The organism is Robertkochia sediminum (genome assembly GCF_016786255.1).
GTDB classification, from domain to species: domain Bacteria; phylum Bacteroidota; class Bacteroidia; order Flavobacteriales; family Flavobacteriaceae; genus Robertkochia; species Robertkochia sediminum.
In genome coordinates this window covers 276,196-298,549 of the sequence record NZ_JADMKT010000074.1, presented here as the reverse complement: position 1 = coordinate 298,549, position 22,354 = coordinate 276,196, and the positions used below count along the sequence as shown (strand labels likewise).

At 45.3% G+C, this 22,354-nt stretch carries 11 protein-coding genes; 6 read left to right on the top strand and 5 right to left on the bottom strand.

The window, feature by feature from the left end:
* The first annotated feature begins 200 nt into the window (after positions 1-200).
* The 3 genes from ffh (at position 201) to IS446_RS08175 (ending at position 4,276) form a co-directional block, all read left to right on the top strand.
* Positions 201-1,538 (top strand): signal recognition particle protein, encoded by a 1,338-nt coding sequence (ffh, locus tag IS446_RS08185; RefSeq protein WP_203059641.1) that lies wholly within the window; start codon positions 201-203, stop codon positions 1,536-1,538.
* 46 nt (positions 1,539-1,584) lie between these two features.
* Positions 1,585-2,472: a bifunctional methylenetetrahydrofolate dehydrogenase/methenyltetrahydrofolate cyclohydrolase FolD gene (gene folD, locus IS446_RS08180; RefSeq protein WP_203059639.1), complete on the top strand. Its 888-nt coding sequence runs from the start codon at positions 1,585-1,587 to the stop codon at positions 2,470-2,472.
* Positions 2,473-2,548: 76 nt separating this feature from the next.
* The gene (locus IS446_RS08175) at positions 2,549-4,276 is read left to right on the top strand and encodes an alpha/beta hydrolase-fold protein (protein WP_203059637.1); all 1,728 of its coding nucleotides are present in this window, start codon (positions 2,549-2,551) and stop codon (positions 4,274-4,276) included.
* 62 nt (positions 4,277-4,338) lie between these two features.
* Here the strand turns inward: IS446_RS08175 and IS446_RS08170 are convergent, their stop codons facing one another.
* The 4 genes from IS446_RS08170 to rho form a co-directional block, all read right to left on the bottom strand.
* On the bottom strand, positions 4,339-5,361 hold the full coding sequence (locus IS446_RS08170; protein WP_203059635.1) for an AI-2E family transporter: 1,023 nt from the start codon (positions 5,359-5,361) through the stop codon (positions 4,339-4,341).
* 27 nt (positions 5,362-5,388) lie between these two features.
* Complete coding sequence (locus tag IS446_RS08165; RefSeq protein ID WP_203059633.1) at positions 5,389-5,814, bottom strand: VOC family protein; 426 nt, start codon at positions 5,812-5,814, stop codon at positions 5,389-5,391.
* A 12-nt stretch (positions 5,815-5,826) separates the two neighbouring features.
* Positions 5,827-6,795 (bottom strand): mechanosensitive ion channel family protein, encoded by a 969-nt coding sequence (locus IS446_RS08160; RefSeq protein ID WP_203059631.1) that lies wholly within the window; start codon positions 6,793-6,795, stop codon positions 5,827-5,829.
* Between the two features lie 464 nt (positions 6,796-7,259).
* Positions 7,260-8,975 carry a transcription termination factor Rho gene (rho, locus tag IS446_RS08155; protein WP_203059629.1) on the bottom strand — a complete coding sequence of 572 codons (1,716 nt, stop codon included), beginning with the start codon at positions 8,973-8,975 and terminating at the stop codon, positions 7,260-7,262.
* A gap of 194 nt (positions 8,976-9,169) precedes the next feature.
* On the opposite strand from rho, the gene IS446_RS08150 reads away from it, so the two are divergent.
* Positions 9,170-9,580 carry a DUF4293 domain-containing protein gene (locus IS446_RS08150; RefSeq protein ID WP_203059627.1) on the top strand — a complete coding sequence of 137 codons (411 nt, stop codon included), beginning with the start codon at positions 9,170-9,172 and terminating at the stop codon, positions 9,578-9,580.
* A gap of 358 nt (positions 9,581-9,938) precedes the next feature.
* Here the strand turns inward: IS446_RS08150 and IS446_RS08145 are convergent, their stop codons facing one another.
* Positions 9,939-11,525: a peptide chain release factor 3 gene (locus IS446_RS08145; protein ID WP_203059625.1), complete on the bottom strand. Its 1,587-nt coding sequence runs from the start codon at positions 11,523-11,525 to the stop codon at positions 9,939-9,941.
* Between the two features lie 761 nt (positions 11,526-12,286).
* Between IS446_RS08145 and IS446_RS08140 the strand changes: the two genes are divergently transcribed.
* Positions 12,287-13,969 (top strand): HYR-like domain-containing protein, encoded by a 1,683-nt coding sequence (locus IS446_RS08140; protein ID WP_203059623.1) that lies wholly within the window; start codon positions 12,287-12,289, stop codon positions 13,967-13,969.
* 156 nt (positions 13,970-14,125) lie between these two features.
* Positions 14,126-22,339, top strand: a complete 8,214-nt coding sequence (locus IS446_RS08135; RefSeq protein ID WP_203059621.1) for a hypothetical protein — start codon at positions 14,126-14,128, stop codon at positions 22,337-22,339.
* Positions 22,340-22,354 lie beyond the last annotated feature (15 nt).

Below are 22,354 nucleotides of genomic sequence, written 5' to 3'. Positions count from 1 at the left end.
AAGGCAGGCTTTGGAAGCATAGCAAATTGGATACTAGAAGGGGAATAAGCTGCGGTGAGATCTTCGTAATGAACAGCAATTAATTTACCCCGGGAAATAACCGGAAAGGTGAAGGAGTTGCTTCCATCTTCAATTTCAAATGACTAAATTTGCACCTCTCCGCATTTAAGGGAGAATCAATTGTAAGAAGCGATAAGATTATGTTTGATAATTTAAGTGATAAGTTAGATAAGGCGTTACACGTGTTAAAAGGGCACGGGCAGATCACCGAGGTGAACGTAGCAGAGACCCTCAAAGAGGTGCGTCGCGCGTTGCTGGATGCCGATGTTAACTTTAAGACGGCGAAAGCCTTTACCAATAGCGTTAAGGAAAAAGCCCTGGGGCAGGATGTATTGACCTCGCTTAAGCCGGGGCAACTTATGGTAAAGCTCGTTAAAGATGAGCTCACAGAACTCATGGGTGGAGAAACTGCGGGGATCGACCTCTCCGGCGCTCCAACCGTGATCCTGATGTCAGGTTTACAAGGTTCCGGTAAAACCACCTTCTCCGGTAAACTTGCAAATTATCTCAAGAATAAAAAGACCAAGAAGCCCTTATTGGTTGCCTGTGATGTGTATCGTCCGGCGGCGATCGATCAGCTTCACGTAGTGGGTGATCAGATCGGGGTGGATGTGTTCTCCGATAGAGGAAATCAGGACCCGGTAGCTATTGCTACAGCTGCGATAGCCCATGCCAAAGCCAATGGACATAATGTGGTGATCGTCGATACCGCGGGTCGTTTGGCGATCGATGAGCAGATGATGAAGGAGATCTCGAATGTTCATAAGGCCATTAATCCTAACGAGACCTTGTTCGTTGTGGACTCTATGACGGGGCAGGATGCTGTGAATACCGCAAAGGCCTTTAACGATGTCCTGAATTTTGACGGAGTTGTGCTTACCAAGCTCGATGGTGATACCCGTGGTGGTGCTGCCCTTTCGATCAAATCGGTGGTAGATAAGCCTATTAAGTTTATTGGTACCGGGGAGAAGATGGAAGCTATTGATGTGTTCCACCCTTCTCGTATGGCCGATCGTATTCTCGGTATGGGAGACGTGGTGTCGCTGGTGGAAAGAGCTCAGGAGCAATTTGATGAAGAAGAAGCCCGAAAGCTCCAGAAAAAGATCGCCAAGAATCAGTTCGGTTTTGACGACTTTCTGAGTCAGATCCAACAGATCAAGAAAATGGGTAATATGAAAGACCTCATGGGGATGATCCCGGGAATGGGGAAAGCCCTGAAAGGTGTGGATATCGACGACGATGCGTTTAAAGGTATCGAAGCTATTATTCATTCCATGACCCCGGAAGAACGCACCAATCCTGCTGTGATCAACGGAAGCCGTAAAAAGCGTATAGCAAAGGGTAGTGGTACTTCGATCCAGGAGGTAAACCAGTTGCTTAAGCAGTTCAATCAGATGAGCAAGATGATGAAGATGATGCAGGGTGGCGGTGGCCGCAAGATGATGCAAATGATGAACAATATGAAAGGCATGCGTTAACCCGTTGACTTAGCTCTTATAATATTAATTTTCAGGATATAGCATTATGGTAATCTTAGATGGTAAAAAGATCTCAAATCAGATAAAGGACGAGATCGCTGCCGAAGTAAAAGAAATGAAGTCGAACGGGGAAAAGGTGCCTCACCTCGCTGCAGTACTTGTAGGAGAAGACGGAGCCAGCCTTACCTATGTTGGTAGTAAGGTAAGGGCTTGTGAGCGCATCGGTTTCGAATCGACCCTGGTGAAGCTTCCGGATACCACCACAGAGGACGAACTCCTCGCTAAGATCGCAGATCTTAATGCCGATGATGATATTGACGGATTTATCGTTCAGCTCCCTTTGCCGAAACATATCGACGAGCAGAAGGTGCTTTTAGCCGTTGATCCGGATAAGGACGTAGATGGTTTTCACCCGGCAAACTTTGGGAAAATGGCCCTGGAAATGCAAACCTTTATTCCGGCCACTCCTTTTGGAATAATGGAGCTGCTCAAGCGTTATGAAGTGGAAACTTCAGGGAAACACGCTGTAGTGATCGGGAGATCTCATATTGTTGGACGTCCCATTAGTATCCTGTTAAGTACTAAAGATAAGGTTGGGAATGCAACCGTAACCCTGACGCATAGCCGTACAAAAGATCTTGAGGCCTTTACCAAAGATGCCGATATTATTATTTCTGCACTCGGAGTGCCTAACTTCCTGAAGGCCGATATGGTCAAGGATGGCGTTGTTGTAGTGGATGTGGGTATTACCCGCGTTCCCGATGAAACCGCTAAACGAGGTTACAGGATCGTTGGTGATGTCGATTTTGAGAACGTGAGTAAGAAAGCCAGTTATATTACGCCTGTTCCGGGTGGTGTAGGGCCAATGACCATTGCCATGCTCTTAAAGAACACCCTTTTAGCCAGACAAAGAGGGATGGCCAAAAAGGCCTGATACACGTGGTAGCTCGGGAGGGTAACCTGTTGATATATAAGATTTAAAATGATACCTTGTAAGAAATACAGTTCTTATGAGGTATCTTTTTTTATATGTGTTTATTGCATTCGTGTCATTTTCCTGTCAAGAAGCAGGGGAAGATGAAATAGCTCCGCAAATAGTGGTGCGCCTTGGCAATGATCTTAAGGGTGGGGCAAAAGACGGTCGGTTATTACTGATGTTCTCGACCGATGGGGGGGATGAACCCAGGTTTCAGATCTCCAATGATCCGGATACACAGATCATTTTTGGGATGAATGTCGAAGGATGGAAGCCGGGGCAGGAATTGGTTTTCGATCCCGGATCTGAAGGACATCCCATAAGCCGACTTGCAGACCTTAATCCGGGGGAATATCATGTGCAGGCTCTTTTGCATGTCTATGAAACCTTTAACCTGGCTACCGGGCATACGGTCAAGCTGCCTATGGATAACGGGGAAGGACAACAATGGAATACCTCTCCCGGTAATGTTTATAACACGCCGGTAAAGGTAGATGTCTCTCCGGGAGGAAGGGTAGCGATCACCCTGGATCAGGTTATCCCTGAAATAATCCCTCCGGAGGATACAGAATGGGTCAAGCATATTCGCATGAGATCGAAGTTGTTATCAGACTTTTGGGGGCGCGATATGTACCTGGGCGCTCATGTGTTACTGCCTAAAGGATTCGAAGACCATCCTGAAGCTAAATATCCGCTAATGGTATTTCACGGTCATTTCCCGAAAGATTTTGGCGGTTTTCGCACCATGCCACCCGATCCGAACCTGGAGCCGGAGCATTCAGAGCGCTTTGGGGTCGATGGCTATAATATTATTCAACAGCAGGAGGCTTACGACTTTTACCAACGGTGGACCGATGAAGATTTTCCCCGTTTCCTGATCATACAGATCCAGCACCCCACACCTTATTACGACGATAGTTATGCCGTGAACTCTGCCAGCCAGGGGCCTTATGGAGATGCCATAACCCATGAGCTGATCCCTTTTATTGAAGAGCAGTTCAGGGGGATCGGAGAGGGGTGGTCCCGATTCCTTTATGGAGGGTCAACCGGAGGATGGGAGGCGCTTGCCGTACAAGTTAAGTATCCTGAGGAGTATAATGGTTGTTTTGCTGCCTGTCCGGATCCTATAGACTTCAGGGCGTATTGTTTGACCAATATTTACGAGGATGAGAATGCGTACTACCTGAAAGGAGCTCACGATAGTGTGGCCATTCCCGGTCACAGGGATTACCTCGGGAATGTTTCTACCACCGTAAAAGGATATAATCAATTAGAATTGGTGCTGGGCGATCGTTCACGATCGGGACAGCAATGGGATATCTGGGAAGCTACGTATTCCCCTCAGGGAGAAGATGGGTATCCTGAGCGTATCTGGAACAAGAAGACCGGAGAGATCAATAAAGAAGTAGCTGAATACTGGCGGGAGAATTTTGATCTCAGGTATATCCTGGAGCGGGATTGGGACAAGCTCGGGGATCAATTACGGGGAAAGATCCATATTTATTGCGGAGATATGGATAACTACTACCTCAATAATGCGGTCTATCTCATGGAAGACTTTTTAGAAAGTACTACCGATCCTTATTACGAGGGAGAGGTGGCCTATGGAGACCGTGCGGAACATTGCTGGAACGGCGATCCCGATAATCCGAACCATATTAGCAGGTTGCGCTACAATTCCATGTATGTTCCTAAGATCATGGAGCGTATAGCCAAATCGGCTCCCGAAGGGGCAGATCTGAGTAGCTGGCGCTATAAATAAGATGCCGGGAAGATTGTGAGCCACGTATTTTGAGGTTCGTTTTCTGAAGGAATACGGGGAATTCAGGCTTCTTTGGATTCCCCGTATTCTTTGGAGTATATCTTTACCACCAGCATAAAAAGGCTGATGAGAAGTGGGCCAAAGATCAGGCCTATGAATCCAAAAAGTGGAACGCCAATGATGACCCCTATCAGGGTGATCAGCGGATGGATCTTGGCCAGTTTGTTTTGTATGATCACGCGAAAAACGTTGTCTGTGACGCCTACCACTGCAACCCCATAGATCAGGATCCCTATGGCTTGCATGTTCTGTCCGTTAGCAAATAATAGAATGGTGACAGGAACGATACCAAGGGCGGTTCCTACGAAGGGGATCATAGACCCTACAACAGTTATCACGAACCAGAAGATCGGATCGGGTACCCCAAAGATGTAAAACCCTATAAGGGCAACGATACCCTGCAGGAGGGCTACCACCGGGATACCAATGGCGTTAGAGCTAACGATCTCGGTGATCTCATGGGAGATAAGCGATACGTTCTGTTCGCTTAGCGGCATATAATCCAGGAAAATCGATTTCAGTCGCTTGGTGTTAATGAGCAGGTAGTACAAGATGAAGTACATGACAGAAAGGGCGATGATCATATTGAAGGTGGAGCCCAGCAGGGTTTGAAACTGTTCTGAGATCCATGTGTTGATCTCCCTTACGTTAAGGCTGGAGCCCAATTCCATTCCGGTGAATTGTTCCAACTCATCTACCTTTCCTTTGAGTATGGCAAGTATCTGTTCTGAATTTTTCGAGAGCTTTTGCACTTTATTTCCCAGCAAACGCACTAAAAGCCATGAAGGCAGGATGATCACAAAAACAGAAGCGATCAGGATCAGGGTGGCGGCTAGCCAGCCTTTAATGCCGCGGTCCAGCATTCTGCTCATAATACCCTGGGTGAGGATATAGATCGTAACTGCTCCCAGAATACCCGAGAAATAGGGAAGGAGTTCGAAAAAGATGAGTCCTCCCAAAACCACGATCAGGATAAGGAGAAAGAGTTGTCTTATAAGTGATATGGGTATAATGCGTTCAGACATGATCGGCGGTGAATTTCGTTACTGCATTCAGGTGGCAAAGATCTGAGCAGGATCTTTGAACGATTTGAATTCTAAGGCATTTCCGGAGGGGTCTTTAAAGAACATGGTGGCCTGTTCTCCGGGCTGTCCTTCAAAGCGGATATATGGTTCTATGATAAATTCGATCTCTTTCTTCTGTAACCGTGTGGCTAGCTTGTGAAAGTCTTCCCATTCAAGAATAACTCCGAAATGGGGGACGGGAACAGACTTCCCGTCGACCGGATTATGGTGCAGGTCTTCCTGCTCCGTTTTGGGTTTGTAATGGATCACCAGCTGGTGGCCATAGAAATCAAGGTCTACCCAGGTGTCGTTGCTACGTCCCTGTTCGCAACCAAGGATTTCGAGATAGAACGTTCTGCAGGCTTCCAGGTTGTGTACGGGAACAGCGAGGTGAAAAGGTTGTATGTTTTTCATAGGGTCTTGTTGTTAAGGGTTGAGGTTATCTGGTAATTGTGCTGCAGCCCCTTGTTCGTGATTATCGGGTACCAGGGCGATCCTGGTTCTCGGCAGGGATTCCGGATGATTTTTCTGCAGGTATTTGATGAGGCCTTCCCGTATGTCTACGCGAAGGTCCCATGTTTTAGGCGAGTTAGAAGCGCTCATCATGGCGCGTAGCTCTACGCCTTTTTCGGTTGCATTGGTCACTTGAAGGTTATTCACCTTCCGGTCCCAAAGCGGATGTTCGTCCAGAAGCCTGGTTAGTTCTTCTCTCAGTGCGTCAATGTCGATCTTATAATCGGTGTAAATAAAAACCGTACCCAGGAGGTCGGCGCTGTTTCGCGTCCAGTTCTGAAAAGGTTTTTCTATAAAGTAGGTAGTGGGTAATACAAGACGACGTTTGTCCCATATGCGTACCACAACAAAAGTGAGCCTGATCTCTTCGACCCAACCCCATTCTCCTTCGACTACCAGGACATCGTCCAGGCGTATGGGCTGGGAGATGGCGATCTGTAACCCTGCCAGTAATGTGCCTATCGCTTTTTGGGCGGCAAATCCGAGGATGATCCCGGCGATCCCGGCAGAGGCGAACAAGCTTACTCCGATCTTTTTTACCCCTTCAAAGAGAGTGAGTACAGCCGCAACCCCGATCGTAATGATGATAAATATGAGGATGCGCTCCAGAATATTGAGCTTGGTGTGCAGTTTACGCGCATGGAGATTGTCTTCGATATTGATATCATGGCGCAACAGGTAACGCTGCTTGAGTAGTCGTAACATTCTTATCGCCCCCCAGCTCATTCCAAAGATGATCATGATCGAACTCACCTTGTTGATCAGCAGCACATAGTCTTCGGGGATCACCTCAAATCCTTTGTTCAGGGTCTTTAAGGCAATGGCCAGAATGATCATTGTTACGGGTTTGGCCAGGCGTTTTAAATAAAGAAGGATGACCATATGGCGAACGGACTAATGTGGTTATTTACCGTTAATTTAAAGAATTTTCATTAGAACATTTTGTTGAGAAGGGTTTTAACGATGAGGAGGTTGGGTATATGGGTATATGGGTAGGTCAACCTTCGCCAAGGCTTCGGTTGATGAAATAGGGTATGTGGGTAGGTAGGTAGGTAGGTAGGTAGGTAGGTAGGTAGGTAGGTAGGTAGGTAGGTAGGTCAACCTTCGCCAAGGCTTCGGTTGATGAAATAGGGTAGGTAGGTGTCTTGTTTGAAGCATGAACCTATTCCCGTTTTTTCCAGGAGGGGTGGCCGTAGCTCGGGGTGGTTTGATTATGGGGAGGTAGGAAAGTAGGAATTGGGAGGCTTTACTCTTTATTCTTGGCTCTTTGCTCTTGGTTCTGTTTGGGGTATAAAAAAAGACCCTCCGGAAGGGGAGGGTCTTTTTGTGATATTTGATTAAGTATCCTATTGATTCATGGTCATCAGGAATTCTTCGTTATTCTTAGTGTGCTTCATCCTGTTCTCCATGAATTCCATGGCCTCTACCGGATTCATATCCGAGAGGTACTTACGCATGATCCACATACGTTGGATAGAATTCTCGTCGAGGAGCAGGTCGTCACGACGGGTAGACGAAGAAATAAGGTCGATAGCAGGGAAGATCCTTCTGTTCGCGATACGGCGATCCAATTGAAGTTCCATGTTACCGGTTCCTTTGAATTCTTCAAAGATCACCTCGTCCATTTTAGATCCTGTTTCTGTAAGTGCGGTCGCAATGATGGTCAATGATCCACCACCTTCGATATTCCTTGCCGCTCCGAAGAAACGCTTAGGCTTATGAAGGGCGTTAGCGTCAACCCCTCCGGAAAGCACCTTTCCACTGGCAGGCTGCACGGTGTTATAGGCTCTGGCCAGACGCGTGATCGAGTCGAGTAGGATTACCACATCGTGACCACATTCAACGAGACGCTTGGCTTTTTCTAAAACGATATTAGCAACCTTTACGTGGCGGTCTGCCGGTTCGTCAAAAGTAGAGGCGATCACCTCTCCGCGAACGTTACGCTGCATGTCGGTAACCTCTTCGGGACGCTCGTCTATAAGAAGGATAAGCTGGAATACCTCCGGATGGTTCGCTGCAATAGCGTTGGCCACATCTTTCAAGAGCATCGTTTTACCGGTCTTAGGCTGCGAAACGATCATCCCCCTTTGTCCTTTCCCGATAGGAGAGAAGAGGTCTACAATTCGGGTGGAAAGCGTACTCTGCTTTTCTGCCAGGTTGAACTTCTCATTAGGGAACAGGGGAGTAAGGTGTTCGAAAGATACGCGATCTCTTACAACCTGCGGGTCGAGTCCGTTGATCTTACTCACCTTGATCAGCGGGAAGTATTTCTCACCTTCTTTTGGTGGTCGAATAGCTCCCTTAACTGTATCTCCGGTCTTGAGTCCGAAGAGTCTGATCTGTGATTGAGAAACGTAAATATCGTCGGGCGAAGAAAGGTAGTTGTAATCACTGCTTCTCAGGAATCCATAACCATCCTGCATGATGTCAAGTACACCTTCGCTCTCTACGATGCCTTCAAATTCATAATCAGGCTCGCGGTAACGGTTCTTCTTATCTTTATCAAAATTGTCCTTGTCTTTACCTCCGTTAGAGTGACTTCCTTTTTTGTGCTGCGTACGCTGCTGGTCTCTCTTTCCTCTTTGGTCTTTTGGCTGATCGTCTCTTCTGGATCGATTGTCGGTTTTTTGACGAGACTCCTGTCTTTGTTGCTTCGGCTCTTGCGGTGTTTTGGGAGCTTCAGTAGAAGTTTCCTTTTGCTGTGGCTCTTGCTTGGCTTGAGCTTGTGATTTAGAAGCTTGTTCTTTGGTGGTCTCTTTTTCTGGTGCCGCCGCTTCGGGCTTGGCTTCATCCTGTTTGGAGGGTCGGTTTACACGGGTGCGTTTGCGCTGAGGTTTGCTGGTAGCTGCCTCTTTTGAAGATTGCTTTTCAGGGGCCGGAGCGCTTCCTTTTTCTTCCTGAAGCGATTTGGCAACGGCTTCAGGACTTGCCGCCTGAACATCGAGGATCTTGTAGATAAGGTCGTTTTTTTTGAAGGATTTAAATTTAGGAATCCCGGCGACTTTAGCAATCTCCTGTAATTCAGCAAGTTTCTTTGCTTTTAGTTCTGAAATTTCAAACATTTATAATTATAAATAAATTATGGATTCGGGTGAATTAAAACTGAATACGTTTTAGAGGAATTTACTGGAAGAGTAAATAAACGAGGTAAAGTTCTCGTTCTTAAATGACTACGCAATAATACAAATTTATTTTATAATTCGACTATTATTTCTCCAAAAGAACATTATTTTTGCTTTTCACAAAGCCAATAATAATGCTTCAACGTATCCAATCGGTATATTTGCTTTTAGTGGTCATCGCCAACGGGGCGTTGCCTTTCTGGTTGCATTTGTGGACCGATAATTTGGGTAAGCCGGTATATGCACAGGACGATATGGTGTATTCCTCGGTCTTTCTGGCTTCGGCAGTTTTGGCCTTTGTGACCATTTTTTTATTTAAGCATAGAAAACGTCAATTTGTGTTGAACAGATTGAACCTGATATTAAATCTTTTTTTACTAGGATTTTTCGTTTATCGGTCGCTAATCTTACCCGGAGGAACAGATGTTCCTGAGAAGGGTATTGGGATGCTTCTTCCTGTAATTTCTATCGTTTTTTTAGTGTTGGCCAATAAAGCCATTAAAAAGGACGAAGATCTTGTAAAATCTGTTGATCGGTTACGATAAACCTAACATCTTAGTATATTAGTGCGTGAAACCCGGGTGAAGACCCGGGTTTTTTTATTTCGCCTACTGGCGAAATAAACAAGGTTACGAGGTTACGAGGTTATGAGGTTACGAGGTTATGCGGAGGGTGGATTTATTATCAGAATTGTACTAAGAAGATTTTGCAATTTTGCAAATCCTCAATTTCGCATCACTGTGTCGCCACTAAGGGAAGTTTCAAATTCCAAAAACTCAAATTCCAAGGTATCACTGGGTCACAGTTTCACCGTTTCACTGTGTCACCGTATCACTGTGTCACCGTATCACTGCATCAGCGCGTAACTTCGTACCTCCGTACCTCCGTAACCTCGTAACTCCTCTAATACTCCGATACAAAATGAAGCTTCACATTCGGGTATTTTTGCTGTGTCATTTGGATGGAGAATGCAGAGTCGGCCATAAACACCAATTGTCCCTGTTTGTCGCGGGCAAGGAATTTTTGTTTTACTCTTTTGAATTCAGCGAACTCTTCACTTTTTTCATCAGCAGGTTCTACCCAGCAGGCTTTGTGTACATTGAAGTTTTCATAAGTACATTTAGCGCCGTATTCGTGCTCCAGGCGGTACTGGATCACCTCATATTGCAGTGCACCAACCGTACCAATGATCTTACGTCCGTTCATCTCCAGGGTGAATAGCTGAGCCACACCCTCGTCCATAAGCTGATTGATCCCTTTATCCAGCTGCTTGGCTTTCATCGGGTCGGCATTGTTAATGTAGCGGAAGTGTTCCGGAGAAAAGCTCGGGATCCCTTTAAAGTGGAGTTCTTCGCCCTGGGTCAGGGTGTCACCGATCTTAAAGTTACCGGTATCATGCAAGCCAACGATATCTCCGGCATAGGAGATGTCTACGATCTCTTTCTTTTCGGCAAAGAAGGCGTTCGGACTCGAAAATTTAAGTTTTTTGTTATGGCGTACGTGTAGGTAGGGAGTGTTTCTCTCAAAGGTTCCTGAAACGATCTTGACGAAAGCCAGGCGGTCGCGGTGCTTTGGGTCCATGTTGGCGTGGATCTTAAAGACGAATCCTGAAAAACCTTCTTCTGTTGGAGTAACCAGTCTTTCCTCTGCTTTTTTAGGCAGGGGAGAAGGGGCGATGTCGATAAAGCAATCGAGAAGTTCGCGAACTCCGAAATTGTTCAAGGCCGAACCGAAGAATACCGGTTGCAATTCTCCTTTGGTGTATGCTTCCCGGTCAAAGTCGGGGTACACCTCATAGGTTAGTTCCAGGTTTTCGCGAAGTTCTTCAGCTGCATCAGTACCGATGATCTCTTCCAATTCAGGGTTTTCCAGGTCGTCAAAAGCGATGGTCTCCTCAATGTTCTTTTTACTGTCGCCGCTGAAAAGGTTGATGTTCTTTTCCCAAATGTTGTAGATCCCCTTGAAATCGAATCCCATTCCGATGGGGAAGCTCATGGGAGTTACCTTGAGTCCGAGTTTCTGTTCTACCTCGTCCAGCAGGTCGAAGGCATCTTTTCCTTCCCTGTCGAGTTTGTTGATAAAAACGATCATGGGGATGTTTCGCATACGACAAACCTGAACGAGCTTTTCGGTTTGTTCCTCAACCCCTTTTGCAACGTCTATAACCACGATCACACTGTCTACAGCGGTAAGCGTGCGGAAGGTGTCTTCGGCAAAATCCTTGTGACCGGGGGTGTCCAGGATATTGATCTTGCGGTCCTTGTAGTTAAATGCAAGTACAGAAGTAGCTACCGAGATCCCTCTCTGGCGTTCGATCTCCATAAAATCGGAAGTGGCTCCCTTCTTGATCTTATTGCTTTTTACCGCTCCCGCTTCCTGGATAGCTCCCCCGAAAAGCAGTAGCTTTTCTGTTAGGGTGGTCTTTCCTGCATCGGGGTGCGATATAATTCCAAAAGTTCTTCTTTTGGCGATCTCCTGTACTAAACTCATGGTGGTAAAAATTTGCGCAAAGATATCATTAAATGTCGAATAACATTGGGGGTGCGGGGTGGAGAAGCTCATAATTAAGAGGTACGCATCTATTTGGTCGTATTTGTCAACATTTTCTTGCTACAATCGGATTCCGGGTTTAGATTTGCAGATTGATAAGGAGTGTATCTTTGTCAGATATTTTTGATGATTTGACGATAAAAAGTGTTGATTATAGAGGAAAAGGGTTTTTTTGTCGATTTTAATGGTAATACCCCTATGATGAATATTCTAGACTGTCAGAAACAATATATTTGGCATAGTTATTAAGAGTTTTTAATATATATTTAGACCCCCAAACAGCGCCTTGAATTGATTTGTCCAACCTACTGCCTATGCTAAAGAAGTACTTCACCACTTTTTTACTATTCTTTTTTGTTTCGCTTTCTGCGTTTGCGCAGTCTTTGGGGGATTATCGTTTTACTGACGCAGATCCAGGCAATAGTAATTGGAATGACCCTGATAACTGGGAATATTATGATGGTGCTAATTGGGTGACTGCAACAGAATATCCAGGGCAAACAACACCGGCAAATCAGGTTTTGATACCAGCCGGTGAAACAGTTTTACTGAATGTTGATGTGTCTGCCGTTACTATTGATAAACTCATTATAAATGGGGTGTTGGAATTAGCTAAGGGTGTTGTTGACTTTACTGGAGTGGCTAGTATCGATCTTAATGACTCTGGTGTGATTCGATGGTCAGGTAATCAGGATTTGATTTTGGGTGAAGACGTGACCCTGAGTATATATGGTAATGGGACGTTTGAGACTGATAATAAATGTAATGCTTCTCAAAGAATTTTTATTGGTACAGATATCTACTCCGCTTGTAATGGTCAGGCAGGAACAGATAAGACTTTTGATGAGATAGTCGACGATGACAGGGGGATCAATAGTTGTTCAAATGATGTTACAGCCCCTGTGCCTGATAATGCTACGCTGCCCGACATCACAGATCAGTGTTCGATATCGACTTTAATACCTCCTACCGCAACCGACAATTGTAGTGAAACCGTTACGGTTACCAACGATGTGACTCTTCCGATTATTGCGCAGGGAACCACAGTGGTGACTTGGACTTTTATGGATGAGGCGGGGAATACCGCGACGCAGACTCAAAATGTTGTTATTGATGATGTCACAGCGCCAACACCGGATGTTACGACGCTTACCGATGTTACGGCGCAGTGTGAGGTGACGAGCTTAACGCCACCAACAGCAACAGATAACTGTGGAGGAGCTGTAACGATCAGCAATGACGCAACGCTTCCGATCACGGCACAAGGCACTACTACGGTAACCTGGACCTTTACCGATGCGCAAGGAAACAGTACGACAGCAACCCAGGATGTGGTGATCACAGATACAACTCCACCAGTGGTTGATGCAGCGACCCTTCAAGATGTAACTGCGCAATGTGAGGTAACAAGTTTGGTGAATCCAACAGCAACAGATAACTGTGGAGGAGCTGTAACGATCAGTAATGACACAACGCTTCCGATCACGGCACAAGGCACTACTACGGTAACCTGGACCTTTACCGATGCGCAAGGAAACAGTACGACAGCTACCCAGGATGTGGTGATTACCGATGTGACTCCTCCGACGCCTGATGCAGCAACGCTTGCCGATGTTACTGCTGAGTGTTTGGTTACGGCATTAACACCACCAACAGCGACGGATAACTGTGGGGGTGTGGTTACAGTAACAAACAATGCTACCCTGCCAATAACAGCACAAGGAACTACAGTAGTTACCTGGACATACACTGATGAGAATGGGGTGAGCAGTACTCAGGATCAGAACATAATTATAGATGATGTAACCTTTCCAACAGCCACTCCGACTCTTCCAAGTCAAAATGTATTCTGTGCCGCGGATATTCCCGCTCCGGATCCAACGTTGATCACTGATGAAGCGGATAATTGCGGTATTCCTGATGTTGCTTGGGACAGAGATGAGACTGATGCGGCAGATCCTAATGTCGTTACGCGGTATTATACGGTTACCGATGCCGCTGGTAATCAGATATTAGTGACTCAGGAATTTACGGTAAGTGGATTCACTATCACTGCCCAACCAGCCGATGTGGAGGCGCTTATTGGTGATGATGTGAGTTTTACTGTGGCTTCGGCCAATGGCGATAGTTTCCAGTGGCAGGTGAGTACCGATGGCGGAACAACCTGGAACAGTATTGATGGGGTAACGAATCCAAGTGCATTGACAGATACCCTGTTGCTAACCGATGTTTCGCTGGACCAGAACGAAGAACAATATCGGGTACTGGTAGGAAGCTCTACCGGAACCTGTCCGGATATTACCTCGAACACCGCATTGTTAAATGTGATCGGAGGAACGGTAATAACCAATAGGAATAAAACATTCAGAGTAAACAGAGATTAATGAAATACGCTTGTTCACCAACAAAATTAGGCCCTAGGCATCAATCATTTCTTGTAATGAATGGTGCTGTTTACATTAGTGACCTGGAGCAACGTGTTCAAAATTTAAGAAGTAGGTAAAGAATTGCTATATCAACTAGAAGTAACCCCAACGAAAATGAAAAAACTCTTATTACTATTAACCTTCATGATGCTTGCCACCGTCTCCTATGGGCAGGTGATCGTGACCCTGGAAGATCAATGTAATTGTGAGATCCTCAGCGGAACAGATGTTACCGCTGCCGGACAAACGACACCGGCAGGGATCGAAGTCGGTGATATTTATGTGAATACCGGTTCTGGAGTTCTGTTCTTTTGGGACGGAAATTCCTGGGAGTTAACCTCAGGGGTGAATCCGGCTATTCAGGATTTTTCCTTTAATGCCACAACGGGAGAGCTTACCCTGACCCTGGAAGGAGGGAGTACGGCAACAGTTGATATTTCGACATTGGCAGATACCGTGACCACCCTCGTTGATAATGGAGATGGGTCTTTTACCTATACTTCTGAAGATGGTACGGTTACTACATTTAATGAGACCACTTCCGGTTTGGTTGATAACGGGAATGGCACCTTTACCTACACAGATGAAGATAACGTTGTAACAACCTTTGATGCGAAGATCGCTTCTATTGTTGACAATGGAGACGGTACGTTTACGGTAACAGACGATTTCGGTACTGTGGTTACCGTAGATACCAATAATATTGTAACGACCCTGGTTGATAACGGGGATGGATCTTTCACCTACACTTCTGAAGATGGCACGATTACTACATTTACAGAGACCACTTCCGGTTTGGTTGATAACGGAAATGGAACGTTCACCTATACAGATGAAGATGGTGTAGCGACTACGTTCGATGCCAAGATCGCAACGGTGCTTGATAATACCGACGGTACATTTACGATAACCGATGATTTCGGAACCAGCGTGACCATCGATACTAATAACGTAGTGACCACCCTCGTAGATAACGGGAATGGTTCATTTACCTATACTTCTGAAGATGGAACGATCACGACTTTCAATGAAACCACTTCGGGGTTAGTGGATAATGGAAATGGAACCTTCACCTATACCGATGAGGACGGGGTAGCGACTACCTTTGATGCCAAGATCGCAACGGTGCTTGATAATACCGACGGTACATTTACGATAACCGATGATTTCGGAACCAGCGTGACCATCGATACCAATAACGTAGTGACCATCCTGTCAGATAACGGAGACGGGACCTTTACCTACACTTCTGAAGATGGTACAATTACCAATTTTGATTCAAGAATTTGTGTTGTAGCCGATAATGGGGATGGTACCTACGACATCACAGACGACTACGGGACGACTGTTACTATAGATGCTAATGACGTACTAACGACTTTATCCCTGAATGCAGACAATACGAATCTGGATTATGTAGATGAAAATGGGGATATGAACCAGGTGGATCTTACGCTTGCCGTTCAGAATCTGGAAACCCTTACTACCCTGGTTGAGAATACAGATGGGACGTTTACCTACACCGATGAAGATGGGGGAACTTCTACCATCGATATTGCTAACTTAGAAACCCTGACTACCCTGGTTCTTAATGCCGACAATACGAATCTGGATTACACCAATGAAGATGGTATTACTGTGCCGGTGGATCTTACCGCAGCGGTGAAGAATCTGGAGACACTGACGACTATTGTTGCCAATGCTGACGGAACTTTTACGTATACGGATGAGGCTGGTGTTGATACTACGATTGATGTGGGTAGTCTGGAGACATTGACGCAAATAGCGCTGAATCCCGACAATATCAACATCGATTATGTTGATGAGAACGGGGATACCACTCAGTTGAATCTTACCGCATTAGTTCAGAATTTGGAAACCGTTTCTACGCTTGTGGCCAATGCCGATGGGACCTTCACCTATACCGATGAAGATAATACGGTGACCACCATCGATGTTTCCAGCCTGGAAACCCTGACCACTTTGGTGCTTAATTCAGATAACACCAACCTGGATTATACCAATGAAGATGGGGTCACTGTTCCTGTAGATCTTACAGCGGCTGTTAAAAACCTGGAGACACTGACGACTATTGTTGCTAATGCCGACGGAACTTTTACGTATACAGATGAGGCTGGTGTTGATACTACGATTGACATCGGTAGTCTGGAGACATTGACCCAAATAGCGCTGAATCCTGACAATATCAACATCGATTATGTTGATGAGAACGGAGATACGACTCAGCTGAATTTAACGGCTCTGGTTCAAAACCTGGAAACAGCCTCCACGCTTGTGGCGAATGCCGATGGTACCTTTACCTATACCGACGAAGACAATACAGTAACTACGATCGATGTTTCCAGCCTGGAGACATTAACGAGTTTAGTTCTTAATCCCGATAACACCAATCTGGATTACACGAATGAGGATGGTAATACCATTCCTGTAGATCTTACTGCAGCGGTTAAGAATCTGGAAACAATTTCCACACTTATAGCCAATGCCGATGGCACCTTTACCTATACTGATGAAAACAATACGGTAACTACGATCGATGTTTCCAGTCTGGAAACACTGACCACTTTAGTGCTTAATACAGACAATACCAACCTGGATTATACCAATGAGGATGGAATTACTGTTCCGGTGAATCTTACAGCAGCAGTAAAGAACCTGGAGACCTTAACAACTCTTGTAGCTAACGCCGACGGGACCTTCACCTATACCGATGAGGCCGGGGTAGATACGACCATTGATGTAGCCAATCTTGAAACCCTTACTCAGATCGCTCTGAATCCGGATAATGTCAATATTGATTATGTTGATGAGAACGGAGATACAACTCAACTGAACTTAACGGCCATCGTTGAGAATTTGGAGACAAATACCAGTCTGTCGATTTCCGGAGGAGAATTGGTTTATACCAATGAAGATGGAGATAATCCTACCGTCCCTCTGATCAGTTCCGATGCCGATAACAATATTATTGTAGGGACCGATGGCGCGTTGTATTTGAATGTTGCCGATGTAAGTGTTGCTGAAACTGTGACCAATTTAGTTGACAACGGAGACGGTACGATAACGTATACCAATGAAGAAAATACCGCACAAACTATAAGTAAGTCGGATATCACCGACAACGGGAACGGAACTTACACCTTTACCAATGGTGACGGAACCGACGTAACCATTAATACCAATGGGGTTGTTATTACCAATACATTCGACGGGAATCTTGTTGCTACGGTTACTGATGCAGGAGGAAATGTGGTGGAAATCGACGAAACCGTTACGAATCTTGTGGTTGCGGCTAATGGAACCTTTACGTATACCAATGAGGCAGGAGTACCTGTGACCTTTGATGCGAAAATTGCTTCCTTCACAGACAATCTTGATGGAACGTATACATTGACAGATGATAATGGAGTTACAGTAATCATCGACACGAATAATACCGTAACCAATCTGACGGATAACAATGACGGTCTCATTACTTATACTAATGAAGCTGGTGACGTTCAAACGGTGAGCAAGTCGGATGTAACCGATAATGGAGACGGAACGTATACGTTTACCAACGGAGATGGGTCTGATGTAACGATCAATACCAACGGAGTAGCGATCACCAATACTATTGGTGGTAATTTGATTGCGACCATCACCGATGCTTCGGGAACTGTGGTTGAGATCGATGAGACCGTTACTACATTATTAGACAATGGTGATGGTACATTTACCCATACTTCTGAAGACGGAACTGTAGAGATCTTCGATGCGAAAAGTGCAACGGTACTTGATAATACCGATGGAACATATACCATCACAGACGATTTCGGGACTGAAATTACTATTGATACTAATGAAACCGTAACCACGCTTGGATTAAATACATCGGCAGAATTGGTGTATGCTAACGAGGATGGAACAAATGTCAATGTTCCGTTGATCAGCGGCCAGGCCAATAATGATATTGTTGCTGGTACAGACGGCGGACTCTACTTGAATGTTGCCTCGGTGACTATAGCCGAAACGGTAACCAATCTTGTTGATAACGGAGACGGAACGTTTACCTATACCAATGAAAATGGGGTAGGCCAGGATGTGAGTAAAGCTGATATTACTGCTAATCCTGATGGGACATACACATTCACCAATAATGATGGAACCGACGTGACCATCAATACGACTACAGTTGTAGATAATGGCAATGGGACTTCTACCATTACTGCGGTTGATGGGACTTCGGTTATTGTTGATAATAATGGTGATGATGTAGACGATGCCGATAATGATCCTACCAACGAGCTTTCTGATCTGGCGCTTACCGGAAATCAGTTAACACTTACCAATGCAGCCACAGGAGCTACGGGAGTAGATCTTGTAGGATACCTGGATAATACCGATGAGCAAACTTTAAACCTTAATGGAACAGATCTTGAGATTTCTAACGGGAACTCTGTAGATCTATCCGGATTTGTTAGTACAGATGATCAGAACTTGTCAGAAGTGCTCGCGCAAGGTAATGATGCTGGCGGTACTGTGATCACGAACCTTGGAACTCCGGTTGCAGCTAGCGATGCAGTTACAAAGGCTTATGTTGATGCATTGGCTGATGATGATATTACCGCAGTGAATTTTGATGATACTTCGAATACCTTAACAGTTGCAGAAGGCGCTACCAGTTTCGATGCTGATCTTTCTACTTTGGATCAGGCTGCAGGTGTTGCAGCGAATGCCGCAAATATTACTGCAAATGCCAATGCGATTTCAACTAATGCAACTAACATAGCTGCCAATACAGGTAACATTACCAATAACGCTAATGCCATCACGGCTTTAGATACCCGTGTAACTGATAATGAAACCAATATTTCAAACAATACAACAGCAATAACTGCTAATGCTGCTGCAATTTCTGCGAACGCGACTGATATTACTGCTAACAATACCCTGATCACCGATCACATAGCTGCCGACAACGATCTTGATCAAACCAACGAGATCCAGGATCTGAGTGAGGTATTGGCGGTAGGAGCTGATGCGGGTAGCGTTGCGATCACCGGACTGGCCGATCCAACAAATGCTCAGGATGCGGCAACTAAGAATTATGTGGATAATGCGATCGCTGGTGCTGCACCAACTATTGTTAGTGGAGATGCCGGAAATGACATTACCGCCGGTGGTGACGGAGGTGCGTTCTACGATGACGCAGTTTTGCAAACCGGGATTTCTGATAATGCAGCAGATATTATTACTAATGCGACTAATATCTCCAATAATACTGCAGCCATTAACACTAACACAACGAATATTAACAGCAATACTACCGCTATTAGTAATCTTGATGGTCGTGTAACGCTGGCTGAAAATAATATTTCAGCCAATACTGCAGCGATAGCGACAAACGCCGGTGATATTGCTGATAATACGACGTTGATCAACAATCACATCACTAATGATCAGGATATTGATGAAACCAACGAGTTGAACACAGGACTGGCCGTTAACGATGGAAGTATTGAGGTCACAGATGCGGCGGGAACCCTTCAGGCTTCCCTGATCAGTACCGATGCAAATAATGATATTGATTTCGGCTCTGATGGTGCACTTTATCTGAATGTTGCTTCCGTAACAATTTCTGAGACGATTACGAGTTTGACAGACAATGGTAATGGTACATTCACCTACAGTAATGAAGCTGGTGCCCCTGTAACCTTTAATGCAAACACGCTCAATATTACCGATAATACCGATGGTACATATTCATTCACAGATGAGACAGGGACATTGATCGCAACGGTGAATACCAATGCTGCTTCTAATGGGTATGACAATTCGACTTCTGGGTTATTAGCCGATAACGTGCAAGACGCTATCGACGAAGTGGCTGGAGGTAGTACTGATGATCAACAGCTAACCTTGGAGGCTGGGAATATTTTAACTCTTGAAGATGGTGGTACCGTTAACTTAACACCATTTTTAGACAATACCGATAATCAGCAGATCACGGCCTTTAGCTTGGATAATGGTACTAATATTTTGACCCTGACCCTTGAAAACGGTGGTACCGAGACGGTAGATTTCACTACTGTACTTGCCGCTGCCGGAACCGACGATCAGAATTTATCAGAAGTACTTGCCCAGGGTAATGATGCTGGAGGAGTTGCGATCACGGGGCTGTTGGATCCAACAAATGCTCAGGATGCAGCAACGAAGGCATATGTTGATGCTGTTGCTGATGATGATGTGTCTGGAGTAGCTCTTGATGCCAGCAATGTATTGACGATAACAGAAGGGACTACCACAGTTACAGAAGATTTATCGAGTTTGAATGAGTCTGTAGTAGGAGCTAATGATATTACAGTAAGCGAGTTGACTCCTGGTGTGTTCACTGTAGATTACGTTGATGGAGATAAGAGTGATATCAACGAGATCCAGAATTTAACTCAGGTATTGGGTGAGGGGAATGATGCCGGTGGAGCTGTGATCACTAACCTTGGAACTCCAGTTGCAGGAAGTGATGCTGTGACCAAAGATTATGTCGATGCCCTGGCAGATGACGATATTTCAGCAGTAACCTTTACAGAAGCTTCGAATACCCTGACCGTTGAAGAAGGCACAGTAAGTCTGAATGCCGATCTTTCTTCTTTAGATCAGGCTGCCGATGTTGCTGTGAATGCTTCGAATATCACCACTAATGCTAATGCGATCACTGCTTTAGAGGGGAGAGTGGGTACTAACGAAACCAATATTGCGGCTAATACCGCAGCGATCGGTACAAATACGACTAATATCGCTACCAATACTACCGATATAGCAGATCATATCGCTGCGGATGGCGATTTGAGTGATGCCAATGAGATCCAGACGATCACTTCTACCGATGGTAGTGTAATCGTTACGCCTTCAGGAATTAACTATAACCTTTCTGTAGCTACAGCTGATGGCTCAGAAACATTGATCGTAGACGGACAAAATACCACCGTTAATGGAGACGGGACATCCGGAAACGCTTACAGTATTGATGTTCCGGACAACCTGGATAACGATCCAACCAATGAGAACCAAACGGTTTCAGCTGGTGCCGGTATCAATGTGAATCAAACCGGACAGAACTTTGAGGTAGTCAATGCGGCACCTGATCAGGTGGTGACTCTTGCAGATGGAGGTAGTGGTAATGTGGCGATCGGAGGAACCTATCCAAACTTCACCATCGATGTAGCTTCGGTTGATGATGCTGATGCTGATCCTGCTAATGAGTTCCAAACCATTTCCAGAACAGGAGACGATATTACCCTTTCTGATGGAGGAGGTACGGTATCTATTCAGGATGGGGATTTTGATCCAACCAATGAGAATCAAACAGTTTCTGCCGGTGCCGGTATCAATGTGAACCAAACCGCGCAGAATTTCGAGGTAGTCAATGCAGCTCCAGATCAAGTTGTATCTATTACCGGTGGTGCAAGTGGTAATGTTTCTGTGACCGGAACCTATCCTAACTTCACGGTTGATGTAGCCTCTGTAGAAGATGGGGACGCAGATGATTCTAATGAGATCCAAACGCTTACTCAAGTCGGTACCGATGTTACCCTTTCTCTTGGAGGTGGTTCCATTTCTGTAGCTGATAATGATAATGACAGTAGTAATGAGATCAACACCGGGTTTGCCGTAAATGGTGCGAACCTCGAGATCACAGATGCTAATGGAACGCTTTCTATTCCATTAAGTTCAATAAGCACTGACGACCAAAATGCTACTGAAGTTCCACTTGCTTTAGCAACCGATTTTAATGGAGATTCTGTAGATGAAACCAATGTGGAAGAAGCGCTTAATGCTATTGCTGGAGCCAGTACAGACGATCAATTGGATTCTGAGGTGTTATTAGAGACCCCAATAAACGTAGATGGCAACACAGAGACAACTGCTACGAGCCCTCTGATTGAAGAGACAACTGTTCAGGAAGCTATTCAGCAAATAACTAAAGTTACTGCTAAGGCCGGAAGGATCTTTTACCCACCTTCTGTAGCGATCAATGCTGCAACAAGAACGCTAGATGGTTCAGGTGGGGCTAGACTAGCTCCTGCAGAAACACTTGATCTCTATGCGCAATATTTGGCAGAATTTGGTACTCCTGAGGTAACTAGCCCTGGAGCTCCAGCTATTCCAACATATACTGCAGACCAATTGTACTATTACGTAACGGCATATGATAAAACAGTTTTTGAGAATGTAACAATTGATGCCAATGGTTTAATGACCTACGATATCATCGCTACACCTAGAAACTACAACGCTATCATCAACGTAGTATTCATGGTGAAATAATCATAGCCGATTCGA